This window comes from Pectobacterium atrosepticum (assembly GCA_019056595.1).
In the GTDB taxonomy this organism is placed as follows: Bacteria; Pseudomonadota; Gammaproteobacteria; order Enterobacterales; family Enterobacteriaceae; genus Pectobacterium; species Pectobacterium atrosepticum.
The window spans coordinates 2,142,427-2,169,169 of sequence record CP036163.1; the positions used below are offsets into that span (position 1 = coordinate 2,142,427).

Genomic DNA, 26,743 nt, shown 5'->3' on the forward strand with positions numbered 1-26,743 from the left:
ATGAAAATTCGCCGTTCTTCATTCTGGCCTCTCCACATATCCCTCCGCTTCGCCTATTGCGTCTCCCTGCCACTCAATTTATGCTCACAGAAATGAACACTCCCCGAATTCCCATTGCCAGCCATCAGGCTGTGATGCGCTGTCTGCGTGATAAGTTGCAGCAGGCCAACCTCACCTTGCAGACGGACTACACCGAACCCGCGGTAAGTTACCAGCAGCGCGGCGCTACGGCAGGCACGGCGTGGCTACAACACTGGGAAATTCGGCTGAATCCTGTTTTGTTACAGGAAAACCAGCAAACCTTTATCGATGAAGTCGTTCCTCATGAGCTGGCCCATCTGCTGGTCTACGCGCGTTTTGGTCGTGTAGCTCCCCACGGCAAAGAGTGGCGTTGGATGATGGAAAACGTCCTGCACGTTCCGGCGAAGCGCACGCATCGGTTTGCAGTGCAATCCGTGCAGGGGAAGACCTTCACCTACCTCTGCGATTGCCAACGGCATGAGCTCACGATCCGTCGACACAATCGGGTGCTGCGCGGCGAAACAGAATATCGCTGCCGTCGTTGCGGGAAAACCTTACGTCATGATGTAAAAAGTTCTATTTAAAAGGAAATTTCCAGTTTTAAAAACTGCTTTTGCATTTGCCTGCCGACGAGACATCCGGTAGTCTGCCAACTTTACTGCCTGTGGATTATTTGGAATATGGTACGCAAAATTCTCGCTATCGCCGCCGTTGGCGCGGGTCTATTTTCAGCTGCCGCGCTGAGCCAAAACATCAATAATTTTTCGCAGGCAAAAGCCGCCGCTGTCGAAATTAATCGGGACGCACCGGGTTCGTTCTACTGCGGCTGTAAGATTACGTGGCAGGGCAAGAAAGGCACACCCGATCTTAAGTCCTGCGGCTATCAGGTCAGAAAGAATGAACAACGTGCCAGCCGTATTGAGTGGGAGCATGTTGTGCCCGCTTGGCAGTTCGGCCACCAACGCCAATGCTGGCAGGATGGCGGCAGAAAGAACTGTAACAGCGACCCCGTCTACCGAGAGATAGAAACGGATTTGCATAACCTGCAACCCGCTATCGGCGAGGTCAACGGCGATCGCGGCAATGCCATGTATGGGCAGTGGAACGGCGGTGCATCCCAATATGGTCAATGCGAGATGAAGGTCGACTTCAAAAACAATCTGGCAGAACCGCCAGCTCGCGCCCGCGGCCAGATCGCTCGTACCTATTTCTACATGCGCGACCGCTATCAGTTACGCCTTTCCAGCCAGCAGACTCAGCTGTTCGAAGCCTGGGATAAGCAATACCCCGTCACGCAGTGGGAATGTACCCGCAATCAACGCATCGCCGCAAAGCAGGGAAACCCAAATCCCTACGTTCAACAGGCTTGCCAGCGCTAGTTCGTCTACCTACTATAGCGAATCAGTTTCCAGCGTAACCACCGTCAAATGACGGTGGTTCAGACTGTTGACAAATCTATTTATGGAACGAGAACGGGGGTAATGGGGTTGAAGAGTAAAGCGTTTGCGCCATGGATGGCGCAATCCGAGCTTACAGGGACGTACTTGCAGCGTCTTTACGATCTACCCATTATCACCGCTCAGCGTACTCGGCCACTATTAAATGACGGTGGTTTTACCTATTTCTGGCGTTACTACTGTGCCGATTAATTTCATTCAAAGGTCTTAATTCAGTATGCGAGTACCACGCATTTTTCATCCCGAGACGCTCCCCCTTAACGGCGGTGAAGCCGAACTAAGCGACGATGCCGCCAACCATATTGGTCGCGTGTTACGCATGAATACCGGTCAGTCATTGCAGCTGTTTGATGGCAGCAACCATGTCTTTGATGCAGAAATCATCGCGGCTGGAAAAAAGAGTGTGCGCGTTAGCTTCACAGCAGGTAAGTTGGAAGATAAAGAATCGCCTCTACATTTGCATCTGGGACAGGTGATGTCGCGCGGCGAAAAGATGGAGTTTACCATTCAGAAATCCATCGAACTGGGCGTCAATGTTATTACTCCACTGCTTTCTGAACGCTGTGGCGTCAAACTGGATGCAGACCGTATGGAGAAAAAAATTAGCCAGTGGCAAAAAATCGCGGTTGCCGCCTGTGAACAATCTGGCCGTAACTGTGTGCCGCTGGTTCGGCCAGCGATGACGCTGGAAGCCTGGTGTGCAGAGCAAGACAACGCGCTGAAATTAAATTTGCATCCGCGCGCCACACAAAGCATCAATACGCTGCCGCTGCCGATAGATCGGGTCAGACTACTGATCGGCCCGGAAGGCGGGCTCACCGCCACTGAAATTACCATGACCTCAGAACATGGATTCACTGATATCCTGTTGGGGCCACGCGTTTTGCGCACAGAAACCACTGCACTCACCGCCATGACCGCCTTACAGGTACGTTTCGGCGATTTGGGGTAAAGGAGAAAAGAATGATCAAACTCGGTATCGTGATGGACCCGATTGACACCATCAATATCAAGAAAGACACCAGCTTTGCCATGCTGCTGGAAGCACAGCGCCGTGGTTGGGAACTGCATTATATGGAGATGAACGATCTTTATATGCACGCTGGCGTCGCGCGTGCAACAACACGTCGCCTGAGCGTCCAGTACGATTACGACGGCTGGTACGATTTCTCCGGCGAGCAGGATATTGCACTGGAAGAGTTGGATGTAGTGTTGATGCGTAAAGATCCACCGTTCGATACGGAGTTCATCTACGCCACCTATATTCTGGAACGCGCGGAAGAGAAAGGCACGCTGATCGTCAACAAGCCGCAAAGCCTGCGCGATTGCAATGAGAAGATCTTCACCGCCTGGTTCCCACATCTAACACCCGATACGCTCGTTACGCGTCGCGCAGACAAACTGCGTCAGTTCCATGAAAAACACGGCGACGTTATTCTCAAACCGCTCGACGGCATGGGCGGCGCATCTATTTTTCGTTTGAAGCAGGATGACGCCAACGTCTCAGTCATCATCGAAACCCTGACTGAACACGCCAGCCGCTACTGCATGGCGCAAAACTACCTGCCTGCGATTAAAGATGGCGACAAGCGCGTGCTGGTAGTCGATGGCGAACCCGTTCCTTATTGTCTGGCACGTATCCCTAAAAGCGGTGAGACACGCGGTAATCTGGCCGCCGGTGGTCGCGGTGAAGCGCGTCCGCTGACCGAAAGCGACTGGAAAATTGCCCGCGACGTCGCCCCGACGTTAAAGGCGAAAGGCCTGATTTTCGTCGGTCTGGACATCATCGGTGACCGTCTAACAGAAATTAACGTCACTAGCCCGACCTGCGTGCGTGAAATCGAAGCTGCCTACCCGGATGTTTCTATCACCGGCATGCTGATGGACGCCATTGAAAAACGTCTGGCTGCACGTACTCACTAATACAAAAGACACCAGATACGCCATCCGGCCCGTGCAACACGGGCCGTTTCTCCAACGCTGACGAATATCGATAAAAATACACAATGAATTTACAGCATCACTTCCTCATTGCTATGCCAGCACTACAGGACTCTGTATTTAAACGTTCGGTGGTCTATATCTGCGAACATAATGAAGACGGAGCCATGGGGCTGATCATCAACAAACCGATGGATCAGTTTTCTGTGGAGAATGTGCTGGAAAAGCTAAAAATAGATCCAACACCGCGCGATCCTGCCATACGGTTAGATAAGCCCGTTTTTATCGGTGGCCCACTGGCGGATGACCGTGGCTTTATCCTGCATACGCCCTGCTCCGACTTTGGTTCCAGCATCAGTATTTCTGAGGACACCATGATCACCACCTCAAAAGACGTGCTGGAAACGTTAGGCACCCTCAAACAGCCGAAAAATACGCTGGTCGCCTTAGGCTATTCCGCCTGGGAGAACGGGCAGTTGGAAGAAGAGCTGCTAGAGAATGCCTGGCTGACGACGCCGGCCGATAAAGATATTCTGTTCCACACGCCCATTGCAGAACGCTGGCGAGCGGCTGCCAGAAAGTTGGGCATCGATATTCATAATATCTCCACCGAAGCAGGACATGCCTGATGAGCAACAGAACCCTTCTTGCCTTTGATTTTGGGACAAAAAGTATCGGCGTGGCAATCGGTCAGGAAATTACCGGGACGGCACGTGCACTGACATCGTTCAAAGCGCAGGAAGGGATACCCGACTGGCAAAAAGTGGAGAAGCTGTTGTCAGAATGGCAGCCAGATCTGGTCGTCGTCGGCCTGCCGCTTAACATGGATGGCACCGAGCAACCGCTGACGGCACGGGCGCGGAAATTTGCTAATCGACTGCATGGTCGTTTCGGCGTCGCTATTGAGCTACACGATGAACGGCTGAGTACAGTGGAAGCACGTGCCGATCTCTTCGAACGCGGCGGCTTTAAAGCGCTGGATAAAGGTAGCGTAGATGCGGCTTCTGCGGTGATTATTCTGGAAAGCTGGTTCGAAGCACAACATTAAAAAACGCGGTTTGCGATGGACCACAAAGATGGCGTACTGGGCAGCACGCCATAAGAAGTCATCCCGCGTTGGCAGATAACCCGACAACACGGAATAGTGCTAATTAAGCATCTGGAAATTCACGGATGAAACGTTCGACGTCATCAACCATGGATTCTGTTCCCACGAAGAACGGTGAGCGCTGATGCAGTTTCTCTGGCGTGATATCCAGAATGCGGTGTTTACCGTCGCTAGCCTTACCACCCGCCTGCTCCGCCAGAAATGCCATCGGGTTGCATTCGTACAGCAAACGCAGTTTGCCTTTCGGATAGCTCGCCGTGCTCGGATACAGGTAAATCCCGCCTTTCAGCAGGTTACGATGGAAATCCGCTACCAGTGAACCGATATAACGCGACGTATAAGGACGCTGCGTCTCTTCATCCTGCTCCTGACAGTATTTGATGTATTTCTTCACGCCGGAAGGAAACTTGATGTAGTTTCCTTCGTTGATGGAATACATATTCCCTTTTTCTGGGAAGCAAACTTTTTCATGCGAGAGGCAGAATACACCGAGCGACGGATCGTAGGTAAAAGCGTGAACGCCGTGACCCGTGGTGTACACCAGCATGGTGGAAGAACCGTAAACGATGTAGCCCGCAGCAACCTGCTGGCTACCCGGCTGCAAGAAGTCAGCTTCCGTGACGGAGGTTCCCAGCGGCGTAATACGGCGATAAATAGAGAAAATCGTACCGACAGAGACGTTCACATCAATATTCGACGAGCCGTCCAGCGGGTCCATCAGAACCACATATTTAGCGTTTTCTGCCTTATCACCTTCAAAGATGACGATTTCGTCTTCTTCTTCAGAAGCGATACCTGCTACTTCACCACGCGCTTTTAATGCAGCTTTCAGTTTCTCATTGGCATACAGATCGAGCTTCATCTGCACTTCGCCCTGAACATTAGAAATACCGCTGGCACCCAAGATATCAACCAAACCTGCTTTATTGATATCACGGTGAATAATCTTGGCGCCCAGTTTAATAGCAGACAGCAGCGCGGTAAGCTCACCTGTGGCGTGAGAGAAATCGTGCTGTTTTTCGACGATAAATTCGCCTAACGTTTTCATAACACTATTCCAAAATCTACGGATGAAAAGCGGTTTCATTTCTGCACCGCCAACGTTTGCGCATGCAGTGTAGCCCAAAGAGAAAGTGAGTACCTAGTCAAATCCATTTCTTATGGCGGATTCATAGCGTTAGAATGTGACGCAGACTCACAGTGAAGATGGAAAATGTATGCGTATTCATATTTTAGGTATCTGCGGCACCTTTATGGGTGGCCTTGCCCTACTCGCACGCTCGCTGGGGCATGACGTCACGGGCTCAGATGCGAATGTTTATCCTCCCATGAGTACCTTACTTGAAGAGCAGGGAATCATACTGATTCAGGGATACGACCCCGCACAACTTTCTCCCGCCCCCGACCTAGTCATCATCGGTAATGCGATGACGCGCGGAAACCCGTGCGTCGAAGCCGTACTGGAACAGGGGCTACCCTATGTTTCCGGTCCACAGTGGCTGCATGATTATGTACTGCGCGATCGCTGGGTGATTGCCGTTGCGGGAACGCATGGCAAAACAACCACGGCAGGGATGGTCACCTGGATTCTGGAAGATTGCGGTTACCAGCCCGGCTTTGTGATCGGCGGCGTTCCCGGCAACTTCACCGTTTCCGCACGATTGGGTGACAGCCCGTTCATGGTGCTTGAAGCCGATGAATACGACTGTGCCTTCTTCGACAAACGCTCCAAATTCGTCCATTACTGTCCAAGAACGCTGGTACTCAACAACCTTGAGTTCGATCACGCCGACATCTTTGACGATCTGAAAGCCATTCAGAAACAATTCCACCATCTTGTTCGACTGGTGCCCGGCAGCGGGAAGATCATCCTGCCAACCAACGACATTACTCTCAAACAGGTGATGGCGATGGGATGCTGGAGTGAACAGGAACTGGTCGGCGAAGAAGGCGTTTGGCGGGCACAGAAAGTGGCCATCGATGCCAGCCAATATCAGGTTTACCTGAACAATGAACTCGTCGGTGAAGTCCACTGGAAATTGGTGGGTGAACACAACATGCACAACGGGCTGATGGCCATCGCTGCCGCACATCACGTCGGCGTACTACCCGCAGATGCCTGCCGCGCGCTGGGTGGATTTATCAACGCGCGCCGTCGCCTTGAGTTACGCGGTACGGAGCATGGCGTCACAGTTTATGACGATTTTGCACACCACCCTACCGCAATTCTGGCTACGCTGTCGGCACTACGCAGCAAAGTGGGTGGTACAGCCCGTATTTTGGCCGTACTGGAACCTCGTTCGAACACCATGAAATTGGGGATGTGCAAAAACGAACTGGCTCCATCATTAGGCCGTGCCGATGAAGTATTCCTCTTTCAGCCGACGCATATTCCGTGGCAGGTCGTAGAAGTCGCGGAAGCCTGCGTACAGCCCGCTCACTGGAGCGCGGATATTGATACGCTGGTAGAAAACATCGTCAAGACTGCACAGCCAGGCGACCATATTCTGGTCATGAGCAACGGCGGGTTCAGTAACATTCACAATAAACTGCTGGAAGGCCTGAAGAAAAAAGAGCAGAAGGTGAAAGACGCTCAAGAATCACTGTAAGAAACCGTCACTGCTCTACGACGGCTAAACGGTAGATAGCAAAAAGGACGGGATTCCCGTCCTTTTTCATATGCGCATCACCCGTTAAGGGTGATGAAATCAAGCGTCGAACGGATCGCGTAACACCATCGTTTCGCTGCGATCTGGGCCAGTTGAAATAATATCAATCGGCACACCAGTGATTTCTTCGATACGTTTGATGTAATTCAGCGCAGCCTGCGGCAGCTTGCTGTGATCTTTCACGCCAAATGTGCTTTCAGACCAACCCGGCACAGTTTCGTAAATGGGTTCAAGACCTTCCCAGCCTTCAGCAGCCAGCGGAGTGGTGTCCACTTCCGTACCATTCGGCAAACGATAGCCGACGCAGATCTTAATCTCTTTCAGACCGTCAAGAACATCCAGCTTGGTCAGGCAGAAACCTGACAGCGAGTTGATCTGTACCGCACGACGCACGGCAACCGCATCCAGCCAGCCAGTACGACGACGACGACCCGTAGTCGCACCAAACTCGTTACCTTTCTGAGACAGATGCTCACCCACTTCTTCAAACAGCTCAGTCGGGAATGGACCTGCACCCACACGGGTAGAGTAGGCTTTAACGATACCCAGCACATAATCGACATAACGTGGACCCAAGCCAGAGCCAGTGGCAACGCCGCCCGCAGTGGTATTTGAAGAGGTCACGTACGGATAGGTACCGTGGTCGATGTCCAGCAGCGTACCCTGCGCGCCTTCAAACATGACGAAATCGCCACGCAGGTGCGCTTTGTACAGCAGATCGGAAACATCAACGACCATAGCCGTCAGGATGTCAGCAATCGCCAGCACGTCGTCCAGTACTTTCTGGTAGTCGACAGCATCAACTTTGTAGTAGTTAACCAGTTGGAAGTTATGGTATTCGACGATTTCTTTCAGTTTGACGGCAAAGGTTTCTTTATCAAACAGATCGCCAACACGTAGGCCACGGCGAGCAACTTTATCTTCATACGCAGGGCCGATACCGCGACCCGTCGTACCAATTGCTTTCGCGCCACGCGCCTTTTCACGCGCGTTATCCAATGCGACGTGATAAGGCAGGATTAACGGACAGGCTTCAGAAAGCAGCAGGCGTTCGCGTACCGGGACGCCACGCGCTTCAAGCTCCGTCATTTCTTTCATCAATGCGTCAGGCGCCAGCACAACACCGTTACCGATGATGCTGACAACATTTTCACGCAGAATGCCAGAAGGAATTAAATGAAGGACGGTTTTTTCACCGTTGATAACCAGCGTGTGGCCAGCGTTGTGACCACCCTGATAGCGCACAACATATTTAGCCCGTTCAGTCAGCAGGTCAACGACCTTGCCTTTACCTTCGTCACCCCATTGGGTGCCCAGTACGACGACGTTCTTACCCATTTCAAGAATCACCAGGTTGCTTAAAAAAGGATTCTACCATCTCATTTGGATGCTTTCAGTACTTTTAGCACACGGTTGCGCACATTTTTCAGCTTAATTTTAGCCACCCATCCGGCTACGCAACATGTAGTAGATCACGCACCCTGCAACGACTATTCCGCCGCCAAAACGGCGCAAAATAGTATCCGGTAACTGTGCTATTCCCAAAATCATACGCCGCCAGAGACGAGGAAACAGTAACGGCCCCAGCCCTTCAAGTACCAAAACCAGCCCGAGCGCCAGCCAAATCGTTGAATTCATAACAGCCCCTTTTCCTGCTTCGAGTACGAGCAGAACCAAACCCTTTGAGTGATCTCTGCCAGAAAATGACAAAAAAAAGCCCGGAGAAATAACCCGGGCTTGATGAAAGACGTCAGTTAATGACTATCAGCGGCGTGGTGCCATGCTGCTATCCGGTGACTTCATGTAGCGGAAGAAGTCGCTATCCGGGCTGAGAACCATCACGTCCTGATTATTACTGAAGCTGCTTTCGTACGCGCGCAGGCTACGAACGAAAGAATAGAAATCAGGATCTTCACTGAATGCGTTCGCAAACAGTTTAGCCGTTTCAGCATCCCCTTCACCACGGGTGATTCGCCCTTGGCGTTCAGCCTCAGCCAGCGTACGGGTAACTTCATAGTCTGCCGTCGCTTTCAGCTTTTCTGCTTCTTCCTGACCTTGTGAACGGTGGCGACGCGCTACCGCTTCACGTTCTGCACGCATACGTTGGTAAATTGCGTCAGATACTTCGGTTGGCAGGTTGATTTGCTTAATCCGCACATCGATAACCTCAATACCCAGCGCAGCCATGCTGTTAGGGTTGATGTGAGGTTCGTTGGTCGTCGTCTCTTTCTCAACACGCGCAGCGGCAGAAGCAATCGCATTATCGGCTTCGGTGGTTTCACCGGTACCGGTATTCAGCGCTTCACGCACGTCAGACATCAGTTGACCACGTGAGTCGGTCACAATGCCTTTCACATCCAGACGACCAATCTCAGAACGCAGACGGTCACTGAATTTACGTTTCAGCAGCACTTCAGCTTGAGAGATGTCACCACCGCCCGTTGCCAGATAGTAGCGGCTGAAATCGCTGATACGCCATTTGAGGTAAGAATCGACAATCAGGTCTTTCTGCTCTTTAGTGATAAAGCGGTCAGCCTGATTTTCCATAGTCTGGATACGTGCATCCAGCATTTTCACTGAGTCGATAAACGGAACCTTGAACTGCAATCCCGGTACATAAATCAGCGGCTTGTTTTCGTCATCACGCAATACTTTGCCAAAACGCATCACAATGCCGCGCTGGCCTTCCTGCACCACAAACAGTGACGCATAGACCACCATCAGTACCAGGATCAGGATAAATAGTAAGGGCTTACGCATCGATTATTCTCTCCCTACTCGAGTGAAGTCATCACGCTGCGCATTTGCTTTGCGCTGATCCATGATATTTCCATTGTTACTGCTGCGCGTTTGGGTGCTATTCGCTGCACCGGTGCTGTTACTAGGCAAACGCAGTGGGTTAGCGCTGCTGTTGCTTTGCGTATTTTCACCGCCTTGCCCGCGTAGCATCTGATCCAACGGCAGCACCATCAGGTTACTCCCCTTGTCATTGACCAGAACCTTACGAGTATGGCTCAGCACGCGTTCCATCGTTTCGATATACAAACGCTCGCGGGTAATTTCCGGTGCCGCTTTATATTCCGGTAATACTCTGGCAAAACGGGCGACTTCACCCTGAGCTTCCAGAACGGTACGGGTTTTATAAGCGCGAGACTCTTCCAGAATACGTTGGGCCTGACCGTTGGCACGCGGTTGTACTTCGTTCGCGTACGCTTCCGCTTCACGAATATATTGCTGTTCATTTTCACGCGCAGCAATCGCATCATCAAACGCGGCCTTCACTTCTTCCGGCGGACGTGCGGTCTGGAAGTTGACGTCCAGCAGCGTGATCCCCATGTTGTACGGACGAACGGTCTCTTCCAGTACACGTTGGGTATCCGTACGCACAATGGTACGGCCTTCCGTCAAAATTTTGTCCATCGTGTACTTACCAATAACGCCGCGCAGCGCACTGTCAGTTGCCTGACGCAGGCTGTCATCAGCATTGGTTACGCTGAACAGATATTGTTCAGGCTGTGTGACACGATACTGTACGTTCATTTCAACGCGTACGACGTTTTCATCCGATGTCAACATCACACCCGACGTCGCCAGTTCGCGTACCGACTCAACGTTCACCGCGCGAACAGAGTCGATAAAGGTTGGTTTCCAGTTAAGACCTGGCCCAACCAAATGGCTGAACTTACCAAAGCGTGTTACGACACCGCGTTCGGCTTCTTTAATGGTATAGAAACCAGTAGCGGCCCAGATGACAACCGCAGCGACGGCAGCGATACCGACGATCCGGCCACCCAGTGCTGGGCCGCCAGAATTTCCGCTATTGCTTGAGCCAGAACCTTTTCCACCACCCAGTTCGCTGAGTTTTTTGCTCAACTTACGGAAGATGTCGTCCAGATCCGGTGGCCCCTGATCTCGGCCACCTTTATTGTTATTTCCGCCAGAGTTGCCGCCATTATTGCTGCTGCTCCCCCACGGGTCGCGGTCTTGTCCGTTATTACCGGGCTGATTCCACGCCATGTTTTAGCTCCATTCTTTATGATAGGTGTTCTTCAGGTTCAATATCCCAGAGTCCGTCAAACTATTTCGCCGTTCAGACTGTTTTTTGCCAGTCAGGCAATATAGTCCATCAGTTCCTGCTCTTTTTTGCAGAGGCGGCGCCAGTCAGCAATCGGCATACGAATAACCAGACCAATTTGCCCATCCTCTTCAATCCATTCTTTTTCTATTGCCTGAAGCTGGTAAAAACGACTACGCAAGCGTCCTGCCTGCGGGGGAAGGTGCAAGGTATATTGTGCGATTTCCCCGGAAAGCCGCTCAGTCAATGCCTGAAATAGCAACGGAATACCGTCACCTGTCTGTGCTGAAAGCCAGACACGTATCGGTAGATTCTCTTCGTTGCGATCGATACGCGGAACGAAATCATCCAGCATATCAATCTTGTTCATTACCAACAGCGCAGGTATTTCATCCGCCTCGATTTCCGCCAGCACGTCATTAACCGCGTCGATATTCTCGTCAAGACGAGGATCGGCGGCATCAACAACGTGCAGTAGCAGTGAGGCCTGACGTGTTTCCTGTAATGTAGCCTTAAACGCAGCCACCAAATCGTGGGGTAACTGTCGGATAAAACCTACGGTATCCGCCAGCACTGTATCACCGACATCATCCACTTGAATGCGGCGCAATGTTGGATCCAGTGTGGCAAATAACTGATCGGCGACATAGACGCCCGCCGATGTAATCTTGTTAAACAGCGTGGATTTACCCGCGTTGGTATAGCCCACCAGCGAAACAGTGGGAACATCGGCGCGAACTCGTGACCGGCGCCCCTGTTCACGCTGTTTTTCTACCCGTTCGAGACGCAACAGTATCTGACTGATTCGATTACGCAATAAACGACGGTCGGTTTCAAGCTGGGTTTCACCTGGGCCACGCAAACCGATACCGCCTTTCTGGCGTTCAAGGTGCGTCCAACCGCGAACCAGTCGGGTTGCAAGGTGGCGCAACTGTGCAAGCTCTACCTGTAATTTCCCCTCGTGAGTACGCGCACGCTGGGCAAAAATATCTAAAATCAATCCGGTACGATCGATCACTCGGCACTCGCACAAACGCTCTAGATTACGTTCTTGAGCAGGCGTCAGCGCATGATTAAACAGCACGACAAACGCGCCAGTTTCTTTTACTGCCTGAGCAATTTCTTCGGCTTTGCCTTCCCCGACAAAATACTTGGGGTGAGGAGCCTTACGGCTACCAGTAACAACCTGCAAGGACTCAATACCGGCAGAAGAAACCAGAGATTCAAACTCCAGCAGATCGTCAGTATCTCTATCTTGCGAGAAAAAAACATGAACTAATATGGCCCGTTCACCTGATTCATAACGGTCAAACAAGCGAGTAACCTCTCAAACGAGCAAAAAACACCACAGCGAAGGAGCCGAGCGATGCGTCCAGCTCTCCCGCGCCGTGGTGAATTGACAATACGCCTTATTCGGCGTCATCAGCATCCTGCGACTGCTGCTGAGCAGTCGTGTTACTACCGTGATAGTTGTTGCTGCCGCCTGGATTATTGCTATGGTGAGAGACTGGGCGAGAGGGAACAACTGTAGAGATGGCGTGCTTATAAACCATCTGACTTACCGTGTTTTTCAACAAAATCACGAACTGATCAAAAGACTCGATCTGACCTTGCAACTTAATACCGTTCACCAAATAAATCGAAACCGGAACACGTTCACGACGCAAAGCGTTCAAGAACGGATCTTGCAAAGATTGCCCCTTAGCCATTCTATATTTTCCTTATTTGTATGTTGTTTGTAACAAAGAGCCCAACGGCTCTAAAATAACGGTGTAAAAAACTTGCACGCTGAGACTCACCGATTGTACACAATCACTCAACCTATGCACTAACAACCTGTATTACCTTGTCCAGTGCCTCAGTCGGGTTTTCGCTATCCAGCCAGCAGACATCATCCCAACCGCGCAGCCAGGTCATTTGCCGCTTCGCCAACTGACGCGTCGCACAAACTCCCCGATAAACCATCTCATCGTAATCAATTTCACCGGATAAATATGACCACATCTGGCGATAACCCACGCAACGAATAGAGGGCATATCCGTATGAAGGTCGTGCCGGGCAAACAATGCCCGGGCTTCTGTCTCAAAACCCGCCGCCAACATCTGGTGAAAACGCTGTTCAATTCGCTGATGCAACAATTCACGCATCGCCGGAGCGATAGCAAACTGATGAACCTGATAGGGCAGCGCGTCGCCAGACGTTTTTGTCAGTTCAGTTAAAGTGTTACCTGAAATGAAAAAAACTTCCAGTGCTCGCGAGAGTCTCTGCGGATCATTTGGATGAATCCGAATTGCCGCTGTCGGATCGATCTCACTAAGCTGCCGATGCATCGCTTCCCAACCGATTTCTTTTGCCTGCTCTTCAATGCGCTGGCGCACTGCGGCATCGGCTGGTGGCAGAGGAGAAAGCCCCTCTAGCAGCGCCTTGAAATACAGCATCGTCCCCCCCACCAAGAGGGGAATGCGCCCGGCAGCGGTAATGTCCGCCATTTCACGTAGCGCATCGCGGCGAAAATCGGCCGCAGAATAGGACTCCGTCGGATCGAGAATGTCGATTAGCCGATGCGGTGCCCGTGCCAGCTCATCCGCACTCGGTTTCGCCGTCCCAATATCCATATCTTTATAGATGAGGGCGGAATCTACGCTAATCAACTCTACCGGCAAATATTCTCGTAGCGTCATCGCCAATGCCGTTTTTCCTGACGCCGTCGGCCCCATGATAAAAATGGCGGGCGGCAACGACGCGTTTTCTACATCACTCATGCTTTAAAGCCTTGATGGCATCATGGATGTCCATCATATATAAAAGTTCAGACGGCGGCGTTTTCGCCAACTGCGGACAAAGCCGCTCGACATCCGCCAGTAATTGTATGGCCTGAGAATGGCTCCAGTTTTCCTGCTCGCTCTGCAATCGCGTTGCCATCCACGACGCCAACGCGTCAGGTTCCACTTGTTGTGTCTCAACCGTCTGATAGTCGGCCAGATAGCCTATCAGTTCAGAGATCAAGTTTTGTAAATTTTGTTGGCGTAATGGTAAAGGTACGGCACGCAATGTGGCTCGCTGTGACTCAACGAATACATCAATACCAAAACGCGTCAGCAAAGTGTGATGAGTAGACAAGACGTTCAGTTCAGATTTACTCAGCGTCAGGCGCTGCGGAATCAGTAACGGCTGTGCCCGCAGGCCCTCTTCGGATGGCGTCAACTGCACGACTTTTAGATAGCGTTCAGCAACGGGAAGCGACAGTATCGCTAACCCCTTATGGTACTCCAACAGCGCGTAGCACGGTGGATAAACCGTGAGTACTCGCCCAAACCCAGTCGATTGACTTTCCAGCGGTGACTCAACCAGCGCGCGTTGCTTATTATTGCTGGCTGCTGTGTTCGTCGCGGTTCGATTCGGGCACGAATCATGTAATACCGTGGATGGCGCAGCAATGCCAGACGGCGGTGTACTTGCTCCATTATCCGTCGGTTGCAGCAGTGCTTTATACAACTCATCCTGCTTTTTCTGATACGGATTCTCCGGCTGGTAGCCCGAATTCGCGGATTCTCGCGCCTGACCTGTGCGCGGTGCTTTCCCGCTATACGACGGCGAATTAGTGGTACGCGGCGGCTGGGCAAAATGGTTTTCGCCTGCGGCAGGACGATTTTCCTGCTGCCATTGCACGGGCTTTCCGGTCTCTGGTTCTGTCATATCAAGCCGTGGCGCAGAGGCCTGCTGTAGAACGGACATCACGGCCTGATAGATGAAATCATGCACCAATCGCGCCTGATGGAACCGCACCTCCTGCTTGGCAGGATGAACATTGACATCAACCTGATGCGGGTCAATTTCCAGATACAAAACATAGGCGGGCTGCTGCTCGTCGCTAAGCTGATCCTGATAAGCCTGCCGGATAGCATGATTAATGAGCCGATCGCGCATCATGCGCTGGTTCACGTAGCAATACTGCATATCAGGCAGCTGTTTCGCTCCAACCGGATCGGCAACCCAGCCATGAATGGTGAGATCGCCGTGTTGCCATGACACCGCGAGCGCATGCTGTAAGAAGGTCGCACCGCAGATACTGCCTAAACGGCGTTCATACTGATTTTTATCCGGTGCTGCACGATACTGCCGCATCAGCTTACCGTTATGATGCAGCGTGATGGCGACATCGAAACGTGCCAGTGCAATGCGGCGCACGACCTCATCAATATGGGTGAATTCGGTTTTTTCCGTGCGCATAAATTTACGGCGGGCGGGCGTGTTGTAAAACAGATCCAGCACTTCCAGCGTGGTGCCCACAGGATGAGCTGCTGGCTTGACCGTCACCGCCATATCGCGCCCTTCGGCGTAGGCCTGCCAGGCCTCGGATTGTTCGGCTGTACGTGATGTGAGGGTTAAACGGGAGACGGAACTGATACTCGCCAGCGCTTCGCCACGAAACCCCATGCTAACGATCGCTTCCAGATCGTCGAGCGTGGCAATTTTACTGGTCGCATGACGCGCCAGCGCTAGCGTTAATTCATCCTTTCCGATGCCCGAACCATTGTCACGAATGCGGATCAGTTTCGCACCGCCGCGTTCTATGTCGATATCAATTCGGGTCGCCCCTGCATCCAGACTGTTTTCCACCAGCTCCTTCACGACCGAAGCCGGACGCTCAACCACTTCTCCGGCGGCAATCTGGTTAGCCAACTGCGGTGGCAGCACCTGAATCGGCATGGCGTATCCCTCTTACTATCCTCAATCTATCGACATCGCCAGCATGAAGAATCAGGCGGACGGTATAATCAGCGTTTGCCCCAGTTGTACCGAACCGGAGCGCATATTATTCGCCTGCTGGATCTCTTTCATGCTGACACCGTAACGCGCAGCAATCGCACTCAGGCTATCACCCTTTATGACCTTATGCTTCACCGGTGCTGCCTTTTTGGGAACAGGCGTTGATGCCGTCTGCTTCGACCCTGTCGCCGGAATATTCAAACGCTGTCCAACCCAGACGATGTCTTTATTCAGCTTATTCACATCACGCATAGCCGCGAGACTGACGCTATAACGCCGGGCAATGGAAGAAAGTGTTTCGCCACGTGCGACGGTATGACGCGTGCTGCCCGCACTCGTTTTCGCCACCGTTACGCTGCTGTCCGATGCCGCTGTATCATTTGCCGCCGGCTGTAGAGGCCGGCTTTCCTGCTTTGGGAGAGCGTTTTTGGGAACAGATTGCATCGGATGCGTCTGGAAGTACCCCCTCAGCCCCTGATAAATCGCATTGGCGATTTTTTCCTGATAGTCGTTACTCCCCAACAGTCGCTCTTCCGAGACATTGGTGATAAACCCGGTTTCCACCAGCAGAGAAGGAATATCTGGCGAGCGCAATACGCCCAGACTGGCGTGCTCAGGGCGTCGTTTATGCAGCCCCCCGACGCGCTGGAGCTCACGCAGCACCTTGGTCGCGACGTCATATCCGACCCGCTGGGAGTGGCCAAATTGCAGATCCAGCACCGCCTGACTGAGATAAGGATCCGCGCTGCTGTTCGCTAGCAGATCGCCCGCCCCACCCAACAGTTCAGACTGTTTCTCATGTTGTTCCAGCCAGTTTGCCATTTCGCTGTTCGCCCGGCGGTTGGACAACACCCAAACAGACGCGCCTTTGGCATTACGGTTCGGCGCGGCATCCGCATGAATCGACACTAACAGGTTCGCACCCTGCTTACGCGCCACATCTGAACGCCCCATGACGGAGATAAAGTAGTCACCGTCGCGCGTTAATACGCCTTTAAAGGCAGGATCGTTATTCAGTAAAGTTTGTAACTTACGAGCGATAGAAATGGTGACATTTTTCTCCCGCAGCCCGTTCGTGCCAATCGCACCAGGATCTTGTCCCCCGTGACCGGCATCAATCGCCACAACGATCCGTTCATTACTCTGTCGGGCTGGTACTCGGGTAGACGACGAACTGCTATTTACGACAACAGTCGGTTTGTTGATAAACGGGTTTTTTGCAGGTTCTGCTGGCGCGCTATTTTGCTGCCGTGTAGCAGGAGGCGCTGAAGCTTGTACCGTTTTCGCTTTATCACCGGTGATGGTGAAAACAACAACGTATCCAGCCCCTTCTTTTTGCGTAACCGCTCGTGTCTTGGCTGCCTGAGTCAAATCCAGTACCAGACGCAGGCTTTCTGCGTCCTGAGCATTACTGGTACGCACACGCTTAATCAGATTTTGCCCGCTGAAATCCAACGGCAACCCCTGAATAACGCCGGTCTGGCGAATATCGATGACCACTCTGGCCGGGTTGCTGAGCGGGAAAAAAGCATAAATAGGCTGACCGCTAAAGCTCAGACGCACCGTGGCCTGACCTGACGCATTGTCCACCTTGATATCCGACAAATTGGCCGCCCACGCCGATCCTGCTAGCAACAGCCATACGCCGATGAACAGCTTAACCATACGACTCATCATGATTCTGTTGTTCCTGGCTGAAGAGAAAAACGTTGTAACATCGCGTCTCCCGTCGCGGAGACCGCAGACAGCTCAGCCTGTCGGCCCTCATCCTGATAGCGCAAATGCAGCTCGATATCCGCATCGGGCAGCACGCCTGCCCCCTGCTGCGGCCATTCAATCAGACAAATAGCATCTCGCGTCAGATAATCGCGGATCCCCATAAACTCCAACTCTTCCGGGTCAGCCAGTCGATAGAGATCGAAGTGATAGACGGTCAGTGGCGATAACGCATAAGGCTCTACCAGCGTATAAGTGGGGCTTTTGACATTGCCCTGATGACCGCGCGCCTGTAGGAATCCACGACTAAACGTCGTTTTCCCGGCACCGAGATCGCCATAAAGATGGATAACACAAGCACCATCGCAGGCTTTCGCCAGCGCCGTGCCTAATGAAATGGTTGCTGCCTCATCAGGCAGAAGTAAGACTATTTTTTTCATTCTATTGTTCTAAGAATATCTACTGTTCTAAAAATATCGGCTCTGGAAACATCCGCTCGGGATTCACATAACGGAACAACACAGGCAGTAAATCGGTTGCCAGCATACCTCGGGTGCCACGTCGCGTCGCCAGCCAGTCGGCCGCCGCACCGTGTACGACACACCCAGCACAAGCAGCATCATACAGCGAGAGCTTTTGCGCCAGCAAACCACCAACGATACCTGACAGCACATCACCCATGCCACCTGTCGCCATGCCGGGGTTTCCCACATCAGCAATAGCGACCTCTTCGTTCTCGCTGGCAATCACCGTTCCCGCACCTTTTAATACGACAACACCACCATAGCGTTTTACCAGCTTTGTGGCCGCAAGTAAGCGATCACTTTCAATATCAGACACGCGGCAATTCAGTAAACGAGCCGCCTCGCCGGGGTGAGGTGTCAGCACGCGATTCTGCCGCTTATGCGGATTGATTGCCAGCAGGTTGAGTGCATCCGCATCCCATAACATGGGTTTGTTACAATTTTCTGCCAAACGTAGCGCGTTTTTAGCCCATTCATCCTGCCCTAAACCCGGCCCAATCACCACGACATCAGCCCATTCGAGCCCTTTCCGCAGCGTATCTGTCGTCAATTCTTGCACCATCAACTCGGGTCGAACCGTCAGAAACGCCGATTGGTACTGTTTGTGAGTAAGTACTCGCACTAAGCCTGCGCCGCTGTGTAGCGCCGCATCGGCAGCCATCAATACCGCACCACCTAAACCCGCATTTCCCCCCACCACCAGCAACCTGCCGTTATCCCCTTTATGTTGTCCGGCTGAACGCGGCGTCAGCCATTCGGGAAGCTGCGCCGCAGTTAGTCGCCGTATCGGCGCGGTTTGATCGTTCAGCCACGCTTGCAATCCCAGAGAGTGATAATGAAGTTTCCCAACCTGTTCACGGGCACGACCAGTCAGTAGCCCCGGTTTCAGCGCGATAAACGTCACCGTCTGCGACGCACAGATCGCGATGCCAGCGCAGGCGCCGGTTTCAGCATGTAAGCCTGAGGGAATATCCAGTGAAACAATGGGCGCAAGATAGATATTTGCCTGAGAAATTAACGCCGCATAGGGTGCACGCGGTGCAGCAGAAAGGCCTGTTCCCAGTAAACCATCAATAATGAGATCGATCCCTTCCGGCCACAGCGTATCAACATCATCCTGCGCACGAACTTCTTCAACACGGCCACCTTGATCCAACCAGCGCTGCCGAGCAAGATTGGCATCATCAGGCAGCGGTTTATCGCTGGCGCAGGCAACAACATCCACGGCCATGCCCGCCGCCAGCGCCAAACTGGCAACCACATATCCATCGCCGCCGTTATTGCCGTGTCCAGCCAGCACCCGCCAACGTCGGGCCGAGGGGTAGCACTGGCGAGCCACCAAAAATGCAGCTTCTCCCGCACGTTGCATGAGTTCCCACAGCGAAATCCCTGATTCGCGGGCTGCCCTAGCCTCTTCACGGCGCACCCATTCGGCGTAAAACACCGAGTCAGGCAAATCACCCTCTCGCTTCCGATCGTGACCCTTCATCATTTGCTCTTAGTTTTCATGACAATGACTTAAAATTAGCAAGCAACCTAAACGACCGCCAGCATTCCGCGCATCTCAGCAAGCATCGGCTCTGCGACGCGAATATGGTAACATCAGCGCGTCTTGTTTATTTCTGTGGCCCATCATGTCATACCCCTACGATCTCAATGAATTAGCGCAACACATCAAACAATGGGGACAGGCATTGGGATTCCAGCAGGTCGGCATCTGCGACACCGATCTGTCCGTAGAAGAGCCTCGGCTTCAGGCTTGGCTAGATAAGCAGTACCACGGAGAAATGGACTGGATGGCACGCCATGGCATGCTGCGGGCGCGTCCGCACGAACTGCTGCCCGGTACGCTACGCGTCATCAGCGTTCGTATGAATTATTTGCCCGCCAAAGCGGCATTTGCGAGTACCTTAAAGAACCCAGAGCTCGGCTACGTTAGCCGTTATGCGCTGGGTCGCGATTACCACAAGCTATTACGTCAGCGCCTGAAAAAGCTCGGCGACCAGATTCAGGAATACTGCGGTGAATTGAATTTTCGCCCATTTGTCGATTCTGCTCCCATTATGGAGCGTCCTTTAGCCGCAAAAGCCGGGCTTGGCTGGGTTGGTAAACACTCACTAATTCTAAATAGAGAAGCAGGCTCCTGGTTCTTTCTCGGTGAACTGCTGATCGATTTACCTCTGCCCGTTGATCGGCCACAGGAAGAACAGTGTGGCCGATGTGTCGCTTGCATGACGACCTGCCCAACCGGCGCGATTGTCGCACCTTATACTGTTGATGCCCGCCGCTGCATTTCCTATCTGACCATCGAATTGGAAGGTTCGATTCCCGAAGAGTTCCGTCCGCTGATGGGCAACCGCATCTATGGTTGCGACGACTGTCAGCTTATTTGTCCGTGGAACCGATTTTCACAGCTCACCGATGAGGCCGACTTCAGCCCACGTGCCGTGCTGCATACGCCGGAGCTGCTGGCATTATTTGGCTGGAATGAAGAGAAATTTCTGCGAATTACGGAAGGATCGCCGATCCGGCGCATCGGACATCTCCGCTGGCTACGCAATATTGCCGTCGCACTGGGAAATGCACCCTATCAGGATAGAATCGTGCTGGCACTACAAACCCGTCTGGGTGAAAGCGAACTGTTGGATGAACATATCCATTGGGCGATTCACCAGCAGTTGGAACGCCGCGCGTCACTGGAAATTGACGTCCAATCCACGCAGAAAAAGCGACTTATTCGTGCAGTAGAGAAAGGATTACCGCGCGATGCGTGAGTGGCTCAAAGGATTGTCATCAGTTTGTCGTACGCGCTGTGCATAAATAAAAAAAACCGTTGCCAATCAACTGTCACAAAAAGTACAAGTGATCGTTATAACGTTTTATAGGTAAAATTTATGGATAAATATCAATAAGATATTCTATAGCATTTTATCAATAATATAGCGTGATTAATAAATAACCAACAAACAATCTGTGGATAAGTCTGTTAAGAAGAATATTATTTTTTGTATTAATTGATAAAAAATGATGTGAATTGAGGTAACGCTAGCGCTCGAAATACGGTGTTATGTAGAGAGTAAAAACAGACAACAACACAGAGCGGCCAGCATTATGAATTTCTTATTGTCCCTTGGCAAGGGTTGAGCTCTACTTTTTACGATCAAAAGAAAAATTCTACGATGAAAAGCAAAAAAACGCGGCGATGTCTCTTTTATGAGACATCGCCGCGCGGAAAGTAAAGATCGTCGTCAGAGCAGCAGGAGAGAGGCGAATGTGCCCCTCTCTCATAGTCCGATATTACGCACGAGTTCTGATGAGGTAATCAAATGCGCTCAAGGACGCTTTTGCTCCTTCACCCGTCGCGATGATGATCTGTTTATACGGCACAGTCGTACAGTCGCCAGCAGCAAAGACACCTTTCACACTGGTTTCACACTTGGCATCGATCTCAATTTCACCGATGCGGTTTCTGGCTACGGTACCTTCCAGCCAGTGGGTGTTAGGCAACAGGCCTATTTGCACGAAGATCCCTTCCAGCGGTAAATCGTGTACCGTATCGGTAATACGATCTTTGTAGCTCAGACCCGTCACTTTCTGTCCATCGCCTTTCACTTCTGTGGTTTGCGCATTCAGGATGATGTCAACGTTCGGCAGGCTACGTACTTTCTCCTGCAATACCGAATCCGCTTTCAGTTCCGGTGCAAACTCAAGCAGCGTGACATGTTTCACCACACCAGCCAGATCGATAGCCGCTTCTACACCGGAGTTTCCGCCACCAATCACCGCGACGTGCTTGCCTTTAAACAACGGTCCATCACAGTGTGGGCAGTACGTTACGCCACGCGTACGATACTGATCTTCGCCAGGGACATTCATGTTTCTCCAGCGCGCGCCAGTCGCAATGATCACGCTACGCGCTTTCAGCGTCGCGCCGGATACGGTGATCACCTGATGCGGTTTACCCGGTTCGCCGCCGGGAATTAAGGCTTCTGCACTCTGCGCGTCGATAACATCGACATCATAGTCGTCAACATGGCTCTTCAACGCGGTCGCCAGTTTGGCACCTTCCGTTTTCGGGACGGAAATATAGTTTTCGATATCAACGGTATCCAGCACCTGACCGCCAAAGCGTTCGCCGACTAACCCAGTGCGGATGCCTTTACGCGCCGAATAGACCGCCGCAGCCGCGCCTGCTGGGCCGCTACCGATGATTAACACATCATAGACATCACGCTGGTTCAGCTTATCAACCTGCTTAGCGCCCGCGCCGGTATCGATTTTAGTCACAATCTCTGCGAGGCTTGTCCGCCCCTGACTGAAGTGTTCGCCGTTCAGGAAAATGGTGGGGACGCCCATGACATTACGGCTTTGAATCTCATCCTGGAACACGCCACCGTCTATTGCGGTATGGGTGATATTTGGGTTCAAAACCGCCATTAAATTCAGCGCCTGCACCACGTCCGGGCAGTTGTGGCAGGACAGCGAGTAATACGTTTCAAAATGGAACGAACCGTCAAGATTACGGATTTGATCGAGTAATTCTTTCGCTTCTTTCGACGGATGTCCACCCACCTGCAATAACGCCAGAATCAGGGAGGTAAATTCGTGTCCCATCGGTGCACCGGCAAAACGCGGGCCGCTTTGGGAGCCTGGATTAGTAATCAAAAAAGAAGGCTTACGTGCTGGCTGGCCATTCTTTTCAACCACTGTATTATTTTCAATAAAGCTTACCTGATTAGACAACTCGGCGATCTCGGTCAGCAAGGTTCTGACTTCAGCAGATTGAGCGGAATCATCCAGAGTCGCAATTAACTCAACAGGTTTGGTTAATTTTTCCAGATAGGCTTTCAACTGGACTTTCATCGTATTGTCGAGCATCGGTCGTCCTTAATTAGGCAAATTGGTACAAAGGCAAAATCATGCAGGGTGCTGGCCCGAAAAGGAGCCGGGCCATAAAAGTCGGGTGCAATGCACCCGACAAAACAGCTATGTTTTCCGTGGTGTTAGCTTAGATTTTGCCAACCAGATCCAGAGAAGGAGCCAGCGTAGCCTCGCCCTCTTTCCACTTGGCTGGGCACACTTCGCCTGGGTGAGAAGCAACGTACTGAGCCGCTTTCACTTTGCGCAGCAGGTCAGAGGCATCGCGACCAATACCTTCAGCCGTGATTTCTACTGCCTGGATGATGCCCTGTGGGTCAACGATGAACGTACCGCGATCGGCCAGACCTTCTGCTTCGCGCATGTTTTCAAAGTTACGCGTCAGTTGACCCGTTGGGTCACCGATCATGGTGTATTTAATTTTACCAATGGTTTCAGAGGTGCTGTGCCACGCTTTGTGCGTGAAGTGGGTGTCGGTGGAAACAGAGTAAATTTCCACGCCACGCTGTTGGAATTCGTCGTAGTAGTCAGCGACATCACCCAGTTCGGTCGGACAGACAAACGTAAAGTCAGCCGGATAGAAGAAGAACACGCTCCATTTGCCTTCGATGTTCTTCTCAGTCACTTCGATGAATTGACCGTCTTTGAAAGACATATTTTTGAATGGTTTAACTTGGGTATTAATTACTGACATCACTTTATCCTCATGTGTTTTCGCATGTGACTAAAGTACAGAAATGTGATCGCTATCACCAATCCGTTGTCTTTATCGAATCAATAAGTAATACCTAACTTGACGCCGAATCAGGGATACGTGATCTCCATATTCTGGTCGCCGATTCTGACGGTTTTGAAGCGTGGCGTAACAACCTCAACCTCACCGTCCTTAATCAGCTCAATCAGCTGCTGCGTACCTATGGTGCCAAACAGGTTGGCTGCAATCTGCCACTGTCCTTTTTCATCGCGAGCAAGGATCTTGCCACCGCCTCCCCAGCCAGCCCGAGGAAAAATGAGCACTTCGTTATGGCCATCACCCGTCAAATCAATCGCAAAGAGCAGGCAAGCTTCCTCTCTGCATCGGTTACCCAGATTATTGCTCTGCAACATGCTTTCAACCCCGTCTTCCAACGGACCCACCCATTCAACCTGAACAGGACGAACTTTTGCTGCTCGCCCCTGCAACCGATCGCGCAGTGCCTGACGCCCTGTAGCATCCAGTATTCGGTCTTGCTCCAATTCTTTATTCAGCCAGATAAACTGCTTCCTGCCCGCAGTTCCCAGCTCATCGCGCAGCGCCCATAGATCGAACTCATCGACCGGCGTTTTTCCACTAAGCAGGCGCTGAACCTGATTTCTCGCGCTAAACGCCTCTGGGTTTAACAACGGCGTATGCAGCAATATCACCAGAACGCAGATGACGGCAGCGAGCAGCGGATTGCTCATGCGCAAATGTCCCAACCAGACATCTGAGCGACGAATGACAGCCCACACCATCGCCAGACTGTAAAGCATCACAACTGCCACCACGAAGATCGACTGAAAGCGGAAAGGCGTTAGGCCATACTGCTCGATGCGCAGCCAGCTGGAATAGCCCGCTAACGCGACCAAAACAGGCAGACACAGCACACTGACACTAACCAGCCCGCGTAGCAGCGTCGGATAAGTTCGCCCTTCGTTATCATCCTGAGACGTGCAGTTGATCAAAAAGAGGTTCACGCCCACCAAGCACAGCAGAATGACGGTGGAACGACCGGTATTCCATATCGGTTCAAGGCCGCTAAAAGGCAGCGTTAAGGTAAAAACCACCGTGATCAACGCACTAAACGGCAACAAGAAACGGCACGCCGATAACAGGATCCCACGCAACAACCCAATCACCGCTTCCTTGCTCATTCCGATATACATGCCGATAGAAAACACCACCGGCAAGAGCAGCATATAGAATCGATAATGACCGAATACTTTATTAACCTGCGGGAAACCCAACATGTTAAACAGCATGCCGCACAGTACGAGCAGCAGCACGACTACCAGCACTAATAGCCAGGCCAATAGCACAGTAAAAATAGCGATCCAAGCGTGTTTACAGAGTGCTTCATAGGACGGCCATCGCCCTTCCTGGGTTGGCCAACAGCAAATAAACGTACAGGCGATATAACCGAGGAGAGTGCCACACAATATCCAAGAATCCAGCAGCCGGAATAATCCACTTTCAGAAAGGACCCAGCCGCTGATTGCAGTCATCAGCACGGTTAGCACGCTGGCCAATAGCCACGTCTTTTTCAAGAAGAGCGTACGCTCCAGCCATTGCAGACTGATTCCGCCAACCGTCGCCATCGTTATCAACATTGCCTGAAGAACGCCTTCTTTCATTTCGAGCGCGGCAACAAGCAAAAGTCCCTGAAGCAGGCCAATAACCAGATAAAACCTTAACGATGGGGAACGAACAGGCATGGAAAATCCTTTTATCGATGAACTCGTCATGTACCGAGCTATTGGTGTACTGCTTTTTTCACCGCTCGAATGATGCGAGGTAGAGAGATAAATACAATTCAAATAATAACAAAATTTTCTACACTTACCACATTAAACGGCACTGATAATTGAGAAAATGTTGAAGCTGGCATGTCGTTAATATATTCTTTCCCACAATAAAGGATATTTACAGTGCTCGTCAGAGATATGTAGATACACATAAAAAAGCGATGATAATTAAAAAATAACACTACGAATAGTAGTGAGCATTTATCTTTTATCAGCATCTCCCATTAATATGGAAAACCATGTAATCACATAAAAAAGTGAACTTATGTCAAAAACAGAAATTGCTACATTTGTATCAGAACTTTTAGCGGCAGCAGCGATAGTTGTATCTGCTGGAGCTTATTGCTGGGATTATTTCTATGCCAGCAATAAGGTTTCGGTGTCATTATCTACCGTTTCTAGCACATCATCTGATATGTCATTGCTTATTTCTAATACAGGGCAGATCGATATTGCAATAAAAAGAATTTTTATAACCGTACCTGATTATAAAGACATCAATAATGAAGTAGTTATAGAAAAAGGGGGGATATTTCTTCCTAAACAATCATCCATTCTTCTCAAATCACAAAAATCTAACTTAAGTAGTTCAGTTCGTTATGAGAAAAAAAGCTCAGAACCATCGGTTTATAATATTCAAACGGCGACAACTGATTGTTTAGTTAACGTTGAAATTGTAGCATCAAGTGAAAAATCAACCACTACTCCATCGACCAAGATGGAATGCATTGCAGCATCAGTCGTTGATTGGGAACAAATGGTGTTGAGTAAATAACTACACTTTATATCGTGTATGCATAATCCACATGATTTTTCATGGTAATAGTTGTCGATTATCTTTATTGACACCATGCCCGAATCGGGGCTCTAGAGGTCACGGACAGTGTAACGCGCACAGGGAAGGGGCTCAGCAAACGCCCCAACCCATAACCGTCTGACTTTATTGTAGTAATTTTTTAGTACTTCGGCGTGCTTGACGGTGGTTTTAAGCGGACTTTGCTGGATGCTAAAGGAGCGATTATCTTGTTGAATCGGAGAG

24 protein-coding genes are annotated in these 26,743 nt (G+C 51.3%); 9 read left to right on the forward strand and 15 right to left on the reverse strand.

The genetic code is table 11. The annotated features are described in order from the left end of the window. Positions 1-92: 92 nt before the first annotated feature. From DCX48_10280 to ruvX, 6 genes are all read left to right on the forward strand, one after another. Positions 93-605 carry a SprT family zinc-dependent metalloprotease gene (locus tag DCX48_10280; protein ID QXE14859.1) on the forward strand — a complete coding sequence of 171 codons (513 nt, stop codon included), beginning with the start codon at positions 93-95 and terminating at the stop codon, positions 603-605. A gap of 96 nt (positions 606-701) precedes the next feature. Further along, entirely contained in the window at positions 702-1,400 is a 699-nt protein-coding gene (gene endA / locus DCX48_10285) for a deoxyribonuclease I (protein ID QXE14860.1), read from the forward strand. Positions 1,401-1,695: 295 nt separating this feature from the next. Further along, positions 1,696-2,430 (forward strand): 16S rRNA (uracil(1498)-N(3))-methyltransferase, encoded by a 735-nt coding sequence (locus tag DCX48_10290; GenBank protein ID QXE14861.1) that lies wholly within the window; start codon positions 1,696-1,698, stop codon positions 2,428-2,430. Between the two features lie 11 nt (positions 2,431-2,441). Next, positions 2,442-3,401: a glutathione synthase gene (locus tag DCX48_10295; protein ID QXE14862.1), complete on the forward strand. Its 960-nt coding sequence runs from the start codon at positions 2,442-2,444 to the stop codon at positions 3,399-3,401. Between the two features lie 83 nt (positions 3,402-3,484). After that, the gene (locus tag DCX48_10300) at positions 3,485-4,048 is read left to right on the forward strand and encodes a YqgE/AlgH family protein (protein QXE14863.1); all 564 of its coding nucleotides are present in this window, start codon (positions 3,485-3,487) and stop codon (positions 4,046-4,048) included. Further along, positions 4,048-4,467, forward strand: a complete 420-nt coding sequence (gene ruvX, locus DCX48_10305) for a Holliday junction resolvase RuvX (GenBank protein QXE14864.1) — start codon at positions 4,048-4,050, stop codon at positions 4,465-4,467. The genes DCX48_10300 and ruvX overlap by 1 nt, the downstream gene beginning before the upstream one ends. Before the next feature lie 103 nt (positions 4,468-4,570). On the opposite strand, the gene DCX48_10310 is transcribed toward ruvX, so the two are convergent. Then, positions 4,571-5,575 (reverse strand): class 1 fructose-bisphosphatase, encoded by a 1,005-nt coding sequence (locus DCX48_10310; GenBank protein QXE14865.1) that lies wholly within the window; start codon positions 5,573-5,575, stop codon positions 4,571-4,573. Positions 5,576-5,744: 169 nt separating this feature from the next. Here DCX48_10310 and mpl point away from each other — a divergent pair, with 169 nt between their 5' ends. After that, on the forward strand, positions 5,745-7,136 hold the full coding sequence (mpl, locus tag DCX48_10315) for a UDP-N-acetylmuramate:L-alanyl-gamma-D-glutamyl-meso-diaminopimelate ligase (protein ID QXE14866.1): 1,392 nt from the start codon (positions 5,745-5,747) through the stop codon (positions 7,134-7,136). Positions 7,137-7,235: 99 nt separating this feature from the next. Here the strand turns inward: mpl and DCX48_10320 are convergent, their stop codons facing one another. From DCX48_10320 to DCX48_10370, 11 genes are all read right to left on the reverse strand, one after another. Further along, positions 7,236-8,534 carry an adenylosuccinate synthase gene (locus tag DCX48_10320; protein ID QXE14867.1) on the reverse strand — a complete coding sequence of 433 codons (1,299 nt, stop codon included), beginning with the start codon at positions 8,532-8,534 and terminating at the stop codon, positions 7,236-7,238. Between the two features lie 99 nt (positions 8,535-8,633). Further along, positions 8,634-8,834 (reverse strand): DUF2065 domain-containing protein, encoded by a 201-nt coding sequence (locus DCX48_10325; protein ID QXE14868.1) that lies wholly within the window; start codon positions 8,832-8,834, stop codon positions 8,634-8,636. 126 nt (positions 8,835-8,960) lie between these two features. Then, positions 8,961-9,956 carry a protease modulator HflC gene (gene hflC, locus DCX48_10330; GenBank protein QXE14869.1) on the reverse strand — a complete coding sequence of 332 codons (996 nt, stop codon included), beginning with the start codon at positions 9,954-9,956 and terminating at the stop codon, positions 8,961-8,963. A 3-nt stretch (positions 9,957-9,959) separates the two neighbouring features. Next, positions 9,960-11,213 carry an FtsH protease activity modulator HflK gene (hflK, locus tag DCX48_10335; GenBank protein ID QXE14870.1) on the reverse strand — a complete coding sequence of 418 codons (1,254 nt, stop codon included), beginning with the start codon at positions 11,211-11,213 and terminating at the stop codon, positions 9,960-9,962. Positions 11,214-11,305: 92 nt separating this feature from the next. Next, positions 11,306-12,586 (reverse strand): GTPase HflX, encoded by a 1,281-nt coding sequence (gene hflX / locus DCX48_10340; GenBank protein QXE14871.1) that lies wholly within the window; start codon positions 12,584-12,586, stop codon positions 11,306-11,308. Positions 12,587-12,680: 94 nt separating this feature from the next. Next, entirely contained in the window at positions 12,681-12,980 is a 300-nt protein-coding gene (locus DCX48_10345) for an RNA chaperone Hfq (GenBank protein ID QXE14872.1), read from the reverse strand. Positions 12,981-13,092: 112 nt separating this feature from the next. Beyond that, positions 13,093-14,034: a tRNA (adenosine(37)-N6)-dimethylallyltransferase MiaA gene (gene miaA / locus DCX48_10350; GenBank protein ID QXE14873.1), complete on the reverse strand. Its 942-nt coding sequence runs from the start codon at positions 14,032-14,034 to the stop codon at positions 13,093-13,095. Continuing rightward, positions 14,027-15,982, reverse strand: coding sequence for a DNA mismatch repair endonuclease MutL (gene mutL / locus DCX48_10355; GenBank protein ID QXE14874.1), 1,956 nt, complete (start codon positions 15,980-15,982; stop codon positions 14,027-14,029). Before mutL ends, miaA begins: the two co-directional genes overlap by 8 nt. A gap of 51 nt (positions 15,983-16,033) precedes the next feature. After that, on the reverse strand, positions 16,034-17,719 hold the full coding sequence (amiB, locus tag DCX48_10360) for an N-acetylmuramoyl-L-alanine amidase AmiB (protein QXE14875.1): 1,686 nt from the start codon (positions 17,717-17,719) through the stop codon (positions 16,034-16,036). Continuing rightward, entirely contained in the window at positions 17,716-18,198 is a 483-nt protein-coding gene (tsaE, locus tag DCX48_10365) for a tRNA (adenosine(37)-N6)-threonylcarbamoyltransferase complex ATPase subunit type 1 TsaE (GenBank protein ID QXE14876.1), read from the reverse strand. Before tsaE ends, amiB begins: the two co-directional genes overlap by 4 nt. A 19-nt stretch (positions 18,199-18,217) precedes the next feature. After that, positions 18,218-19,774 carry a bifunctional ADP-dependent NAD(P)H-hydrate dehydratase/NAD(P)H-hydrate epimerase gene (locus tag DCX48_10370; GenBank protein QXE14877.1) on the reverse strand — a complete coding sequence of 519 codons (1,557 nt, stop codon included), beginning with the start codon at positions 19,772-19,774 and terminating at the stop codon, positions 18,218-18,220. Positions 19,775-19,916: 142 nt separating this feature from the next. Between DCX48_10370 and queG the strand changes: the two genes are divergently transcribed. After that, positions 19,917-21,056 (forward strand): tRNA epoxyqueuosine(34) reductase QueG, encoded by a 1,140-nt coding sequence (gene queG, locus DCX48_10375; GenBank protein ID QXE14878.1) that lies wholly within the window; start codon positions 19,917-19,919, stop codon positions 21,054-21,056. Between the two features lie 523 nt (positions 21,057-21,579). Here queG and ahpF read toward each other — a convergent pair. From ahpF to DCX48_10390, 3 genes are all read right to left on the reverse strand, one after another. Next, complete coding sequence (gene ahpF / locus DCX48_10380) at positions 21,580-23,160, reverse strand: alkyl hydroperoxide reductase subunit F (GenBank protein ID QXE14879.1); 1,581 nt, start codon at positions 23,158-23,160, stop codon at positions 21,580-21,582. 130 nt (positions 23,161-23,290) lie between these two features. Beyond that, positions 23,291-23,854 carry an alkyl hydroperoxide reductase subunit C gene (gene ahpC / locus DCX48_10385; protein ID QXE14880.1) on the reverse strand — a complete coding sequence of 188 codons (564 nt, stop codon included), beginning with the start codon at positions 23,852-23,854 and terminating at the stop codon, positions 23,291-23,293. Positions 23,855-23,964: 110 nt separating this feature from the next. Next, positions 23,965-25,614 (reverse strand): DUF4173 domain-containing protein, encoded by a 1,650-nt coding sequence (locus DCX48_10390; protein QXE14881.1) that lies wholly within the window; start codon positions 25,612-25,614, stop codon positions 23,965-23,967. Between the two features lie 355 nt (positions 25,615-25,969). On the opposite strand from DCX48_10390, the gene DCX48_10395 reads away from it, so the two are divergent. Further along, positions 25,970-26,479, forward strand: coding sequence for a hypothetical protein (locus DCX48_10395; protein QXE14882.1), 510 nt, complete (start codon positions 25,970-25,972; stop codon positions 26,477-26,479). The last annotated feature ends 264 nt before the right edge of the window (positions 26,480-26,743 follow it).

Excerpts from the sequence above, each read along its gene's own strand:
- DCX48_10280 (QXE14859.1), top strand. The coding sequence starts at position 93 with ATGAACACTCCCCGAATTCCCATTGCCAGCCATCAGGCTGTGATGCGC.
- endA (QXE14860.1), top strand. The coding sequence starts at position 702 with ATGGTACGCAAAATTCTCGCTATCGCCGCCGTTGGCGCGGGTCTATTT.
- DCX48_10290 (QXE14861.1), top strand. The coding sequence starts at position 1,696 with ATGCGAGTACCACGCATTTTTCATCCCGAGACGCTCCCCCTTAACGGC.
- DCX48_10295 (QXE14862.1), top strand. The coding sequence starts at position 2,442 with ATGATCAAACTCGGTATCGTGATGGACCCGATTGACACCATCAATATC.
- DCX48_10300 (QXE14863.1), top strand. The coding sequence starts at position 3,485 with ATGAATTTACAGCATCACTTCCTCATTGCTATGCCAGCACTACAGGAC.
- ruvX (QXE14864.1), top strand. The coding sequence starts at position 4,048 with ATGAGCAACAGAACCCTTCTTGCCTTTGATTTTGGGACAAAAAGTATC.
- DCX48_10310 (QXE14865.1), bottom strand. The coding sequence starts at position 5,575 with ATGAAAACGTTAGGCGAATTTATCGTCGAAAAACAGCACGATTTCTCT.
- mpl (QXE14866.1), top strand. The coding sequence starts at position 5,745 with ATGCGTATTCATATTTTAGGTATCTGCGGCACCTTTATGGGTGGCCTT.
- DCX48_10320 (QXE14867.1), bottom strand. The coding sequence starts at position 8,534 with ATGGGTAAGAACGTCGTCGTACTGGGCACCCAATGGGGTGACGAAGGT.
- DCX48_10325 (QXE14868.1), bottom strand. The coding sequence starts at position 8,834 with ATGAATTCAACGATTTGGCTGGCGCTCGGGCTGGTTTTGGTACTTGAA.
- hflC (QXE14869.1), bottom strand. The coding sequence starts at position 9,956 with ATGCGTAAGCCCTTACTATTTATCCTGATCCTGGTACTGATGGTGGTC.
- hflK (QXE14870.1), bottom strand. The coding sequence starts at position 11,213 with ATGGCGTGGAATCAGCCCGGTAATAACGGACAAGACCGCGACCCGTGG.
- DCX48_10345 (QXE14872.1), bottom strand. The coding sequence starts at position 12,980 with ATGGCTAAGGGGCAATCTTTGCAAGATCCGTTCTTGAACGCTTTGCGT.
- miaA (QXE14873.1), bottom strand. The coding sequence starts at position 14,034 with ATGAGTGATGTAGAAAACGCGTCGTTGCCGCCCGCCATTTTTATCATG.
- mutL (QXE14874.1), bottom strand. The coding sequence starts at position 15,982 with ATGCCGATTCAGGTGCTGCCACCGCAGTTGGCTAACCAGATTGCCGCC.
- amiB (QXE14875.1), bottom strand. The coding sequence starts at position 17,719 with ATGATGAGTCGTATGGTTAAGCTGTTCATCGGCGTATGGCTGTTGCTA.
- tsaE (QXE14876.1), bottom strand. The coding sequence starts at position 18,198 with ATGAAAAAAATAGTCTTACTTCTGCCTGATGAGGCAGCAACCATTTCA.
- DCX48_10370 (QXE14877.1), bottom strand. The coding sequence starts at position 19,774 with ATGATGAAGGGTCACGATCGGAAGCGAGAGGGTGATTTGCCTGACTCG.
- queG (QXE14878.1), top strand. The coding sequence starts at position 19,917 with ATGTCATACCCCTACGATCTCAATGAATTAGCGCAACACATCAAACAA.
- ahpF (QXE14879.1), bottom strand. The coding sequence starts at position 23,160 with ATGCTCGACAATACGATGAAAGTCCAGTTGAAAGCCTATCTGGAAAAA.
- ahpC (QXE14880.1), bottom strand. The coding sequence starts at position 23,854 with ATGTCAGTAATTAATACCCAAGTTAAACCATTCAAAAATATGTCTTTC.
- DCX48_10390 (QXE14881.1), bottom strand. The coding sequence starts at position 25,614 with ATGCCTGTTCGTTCCCCATCGTTAAGGTTTTATCTGGTTATTGGCCTG.
- DCX48_10395 (QXE14882.1), top strand. The coding sequence starts at position 25,970 with ATGTCAAAAACAGAAATTGCTACATTTGTATCAGAACTTTTAGCGGCA.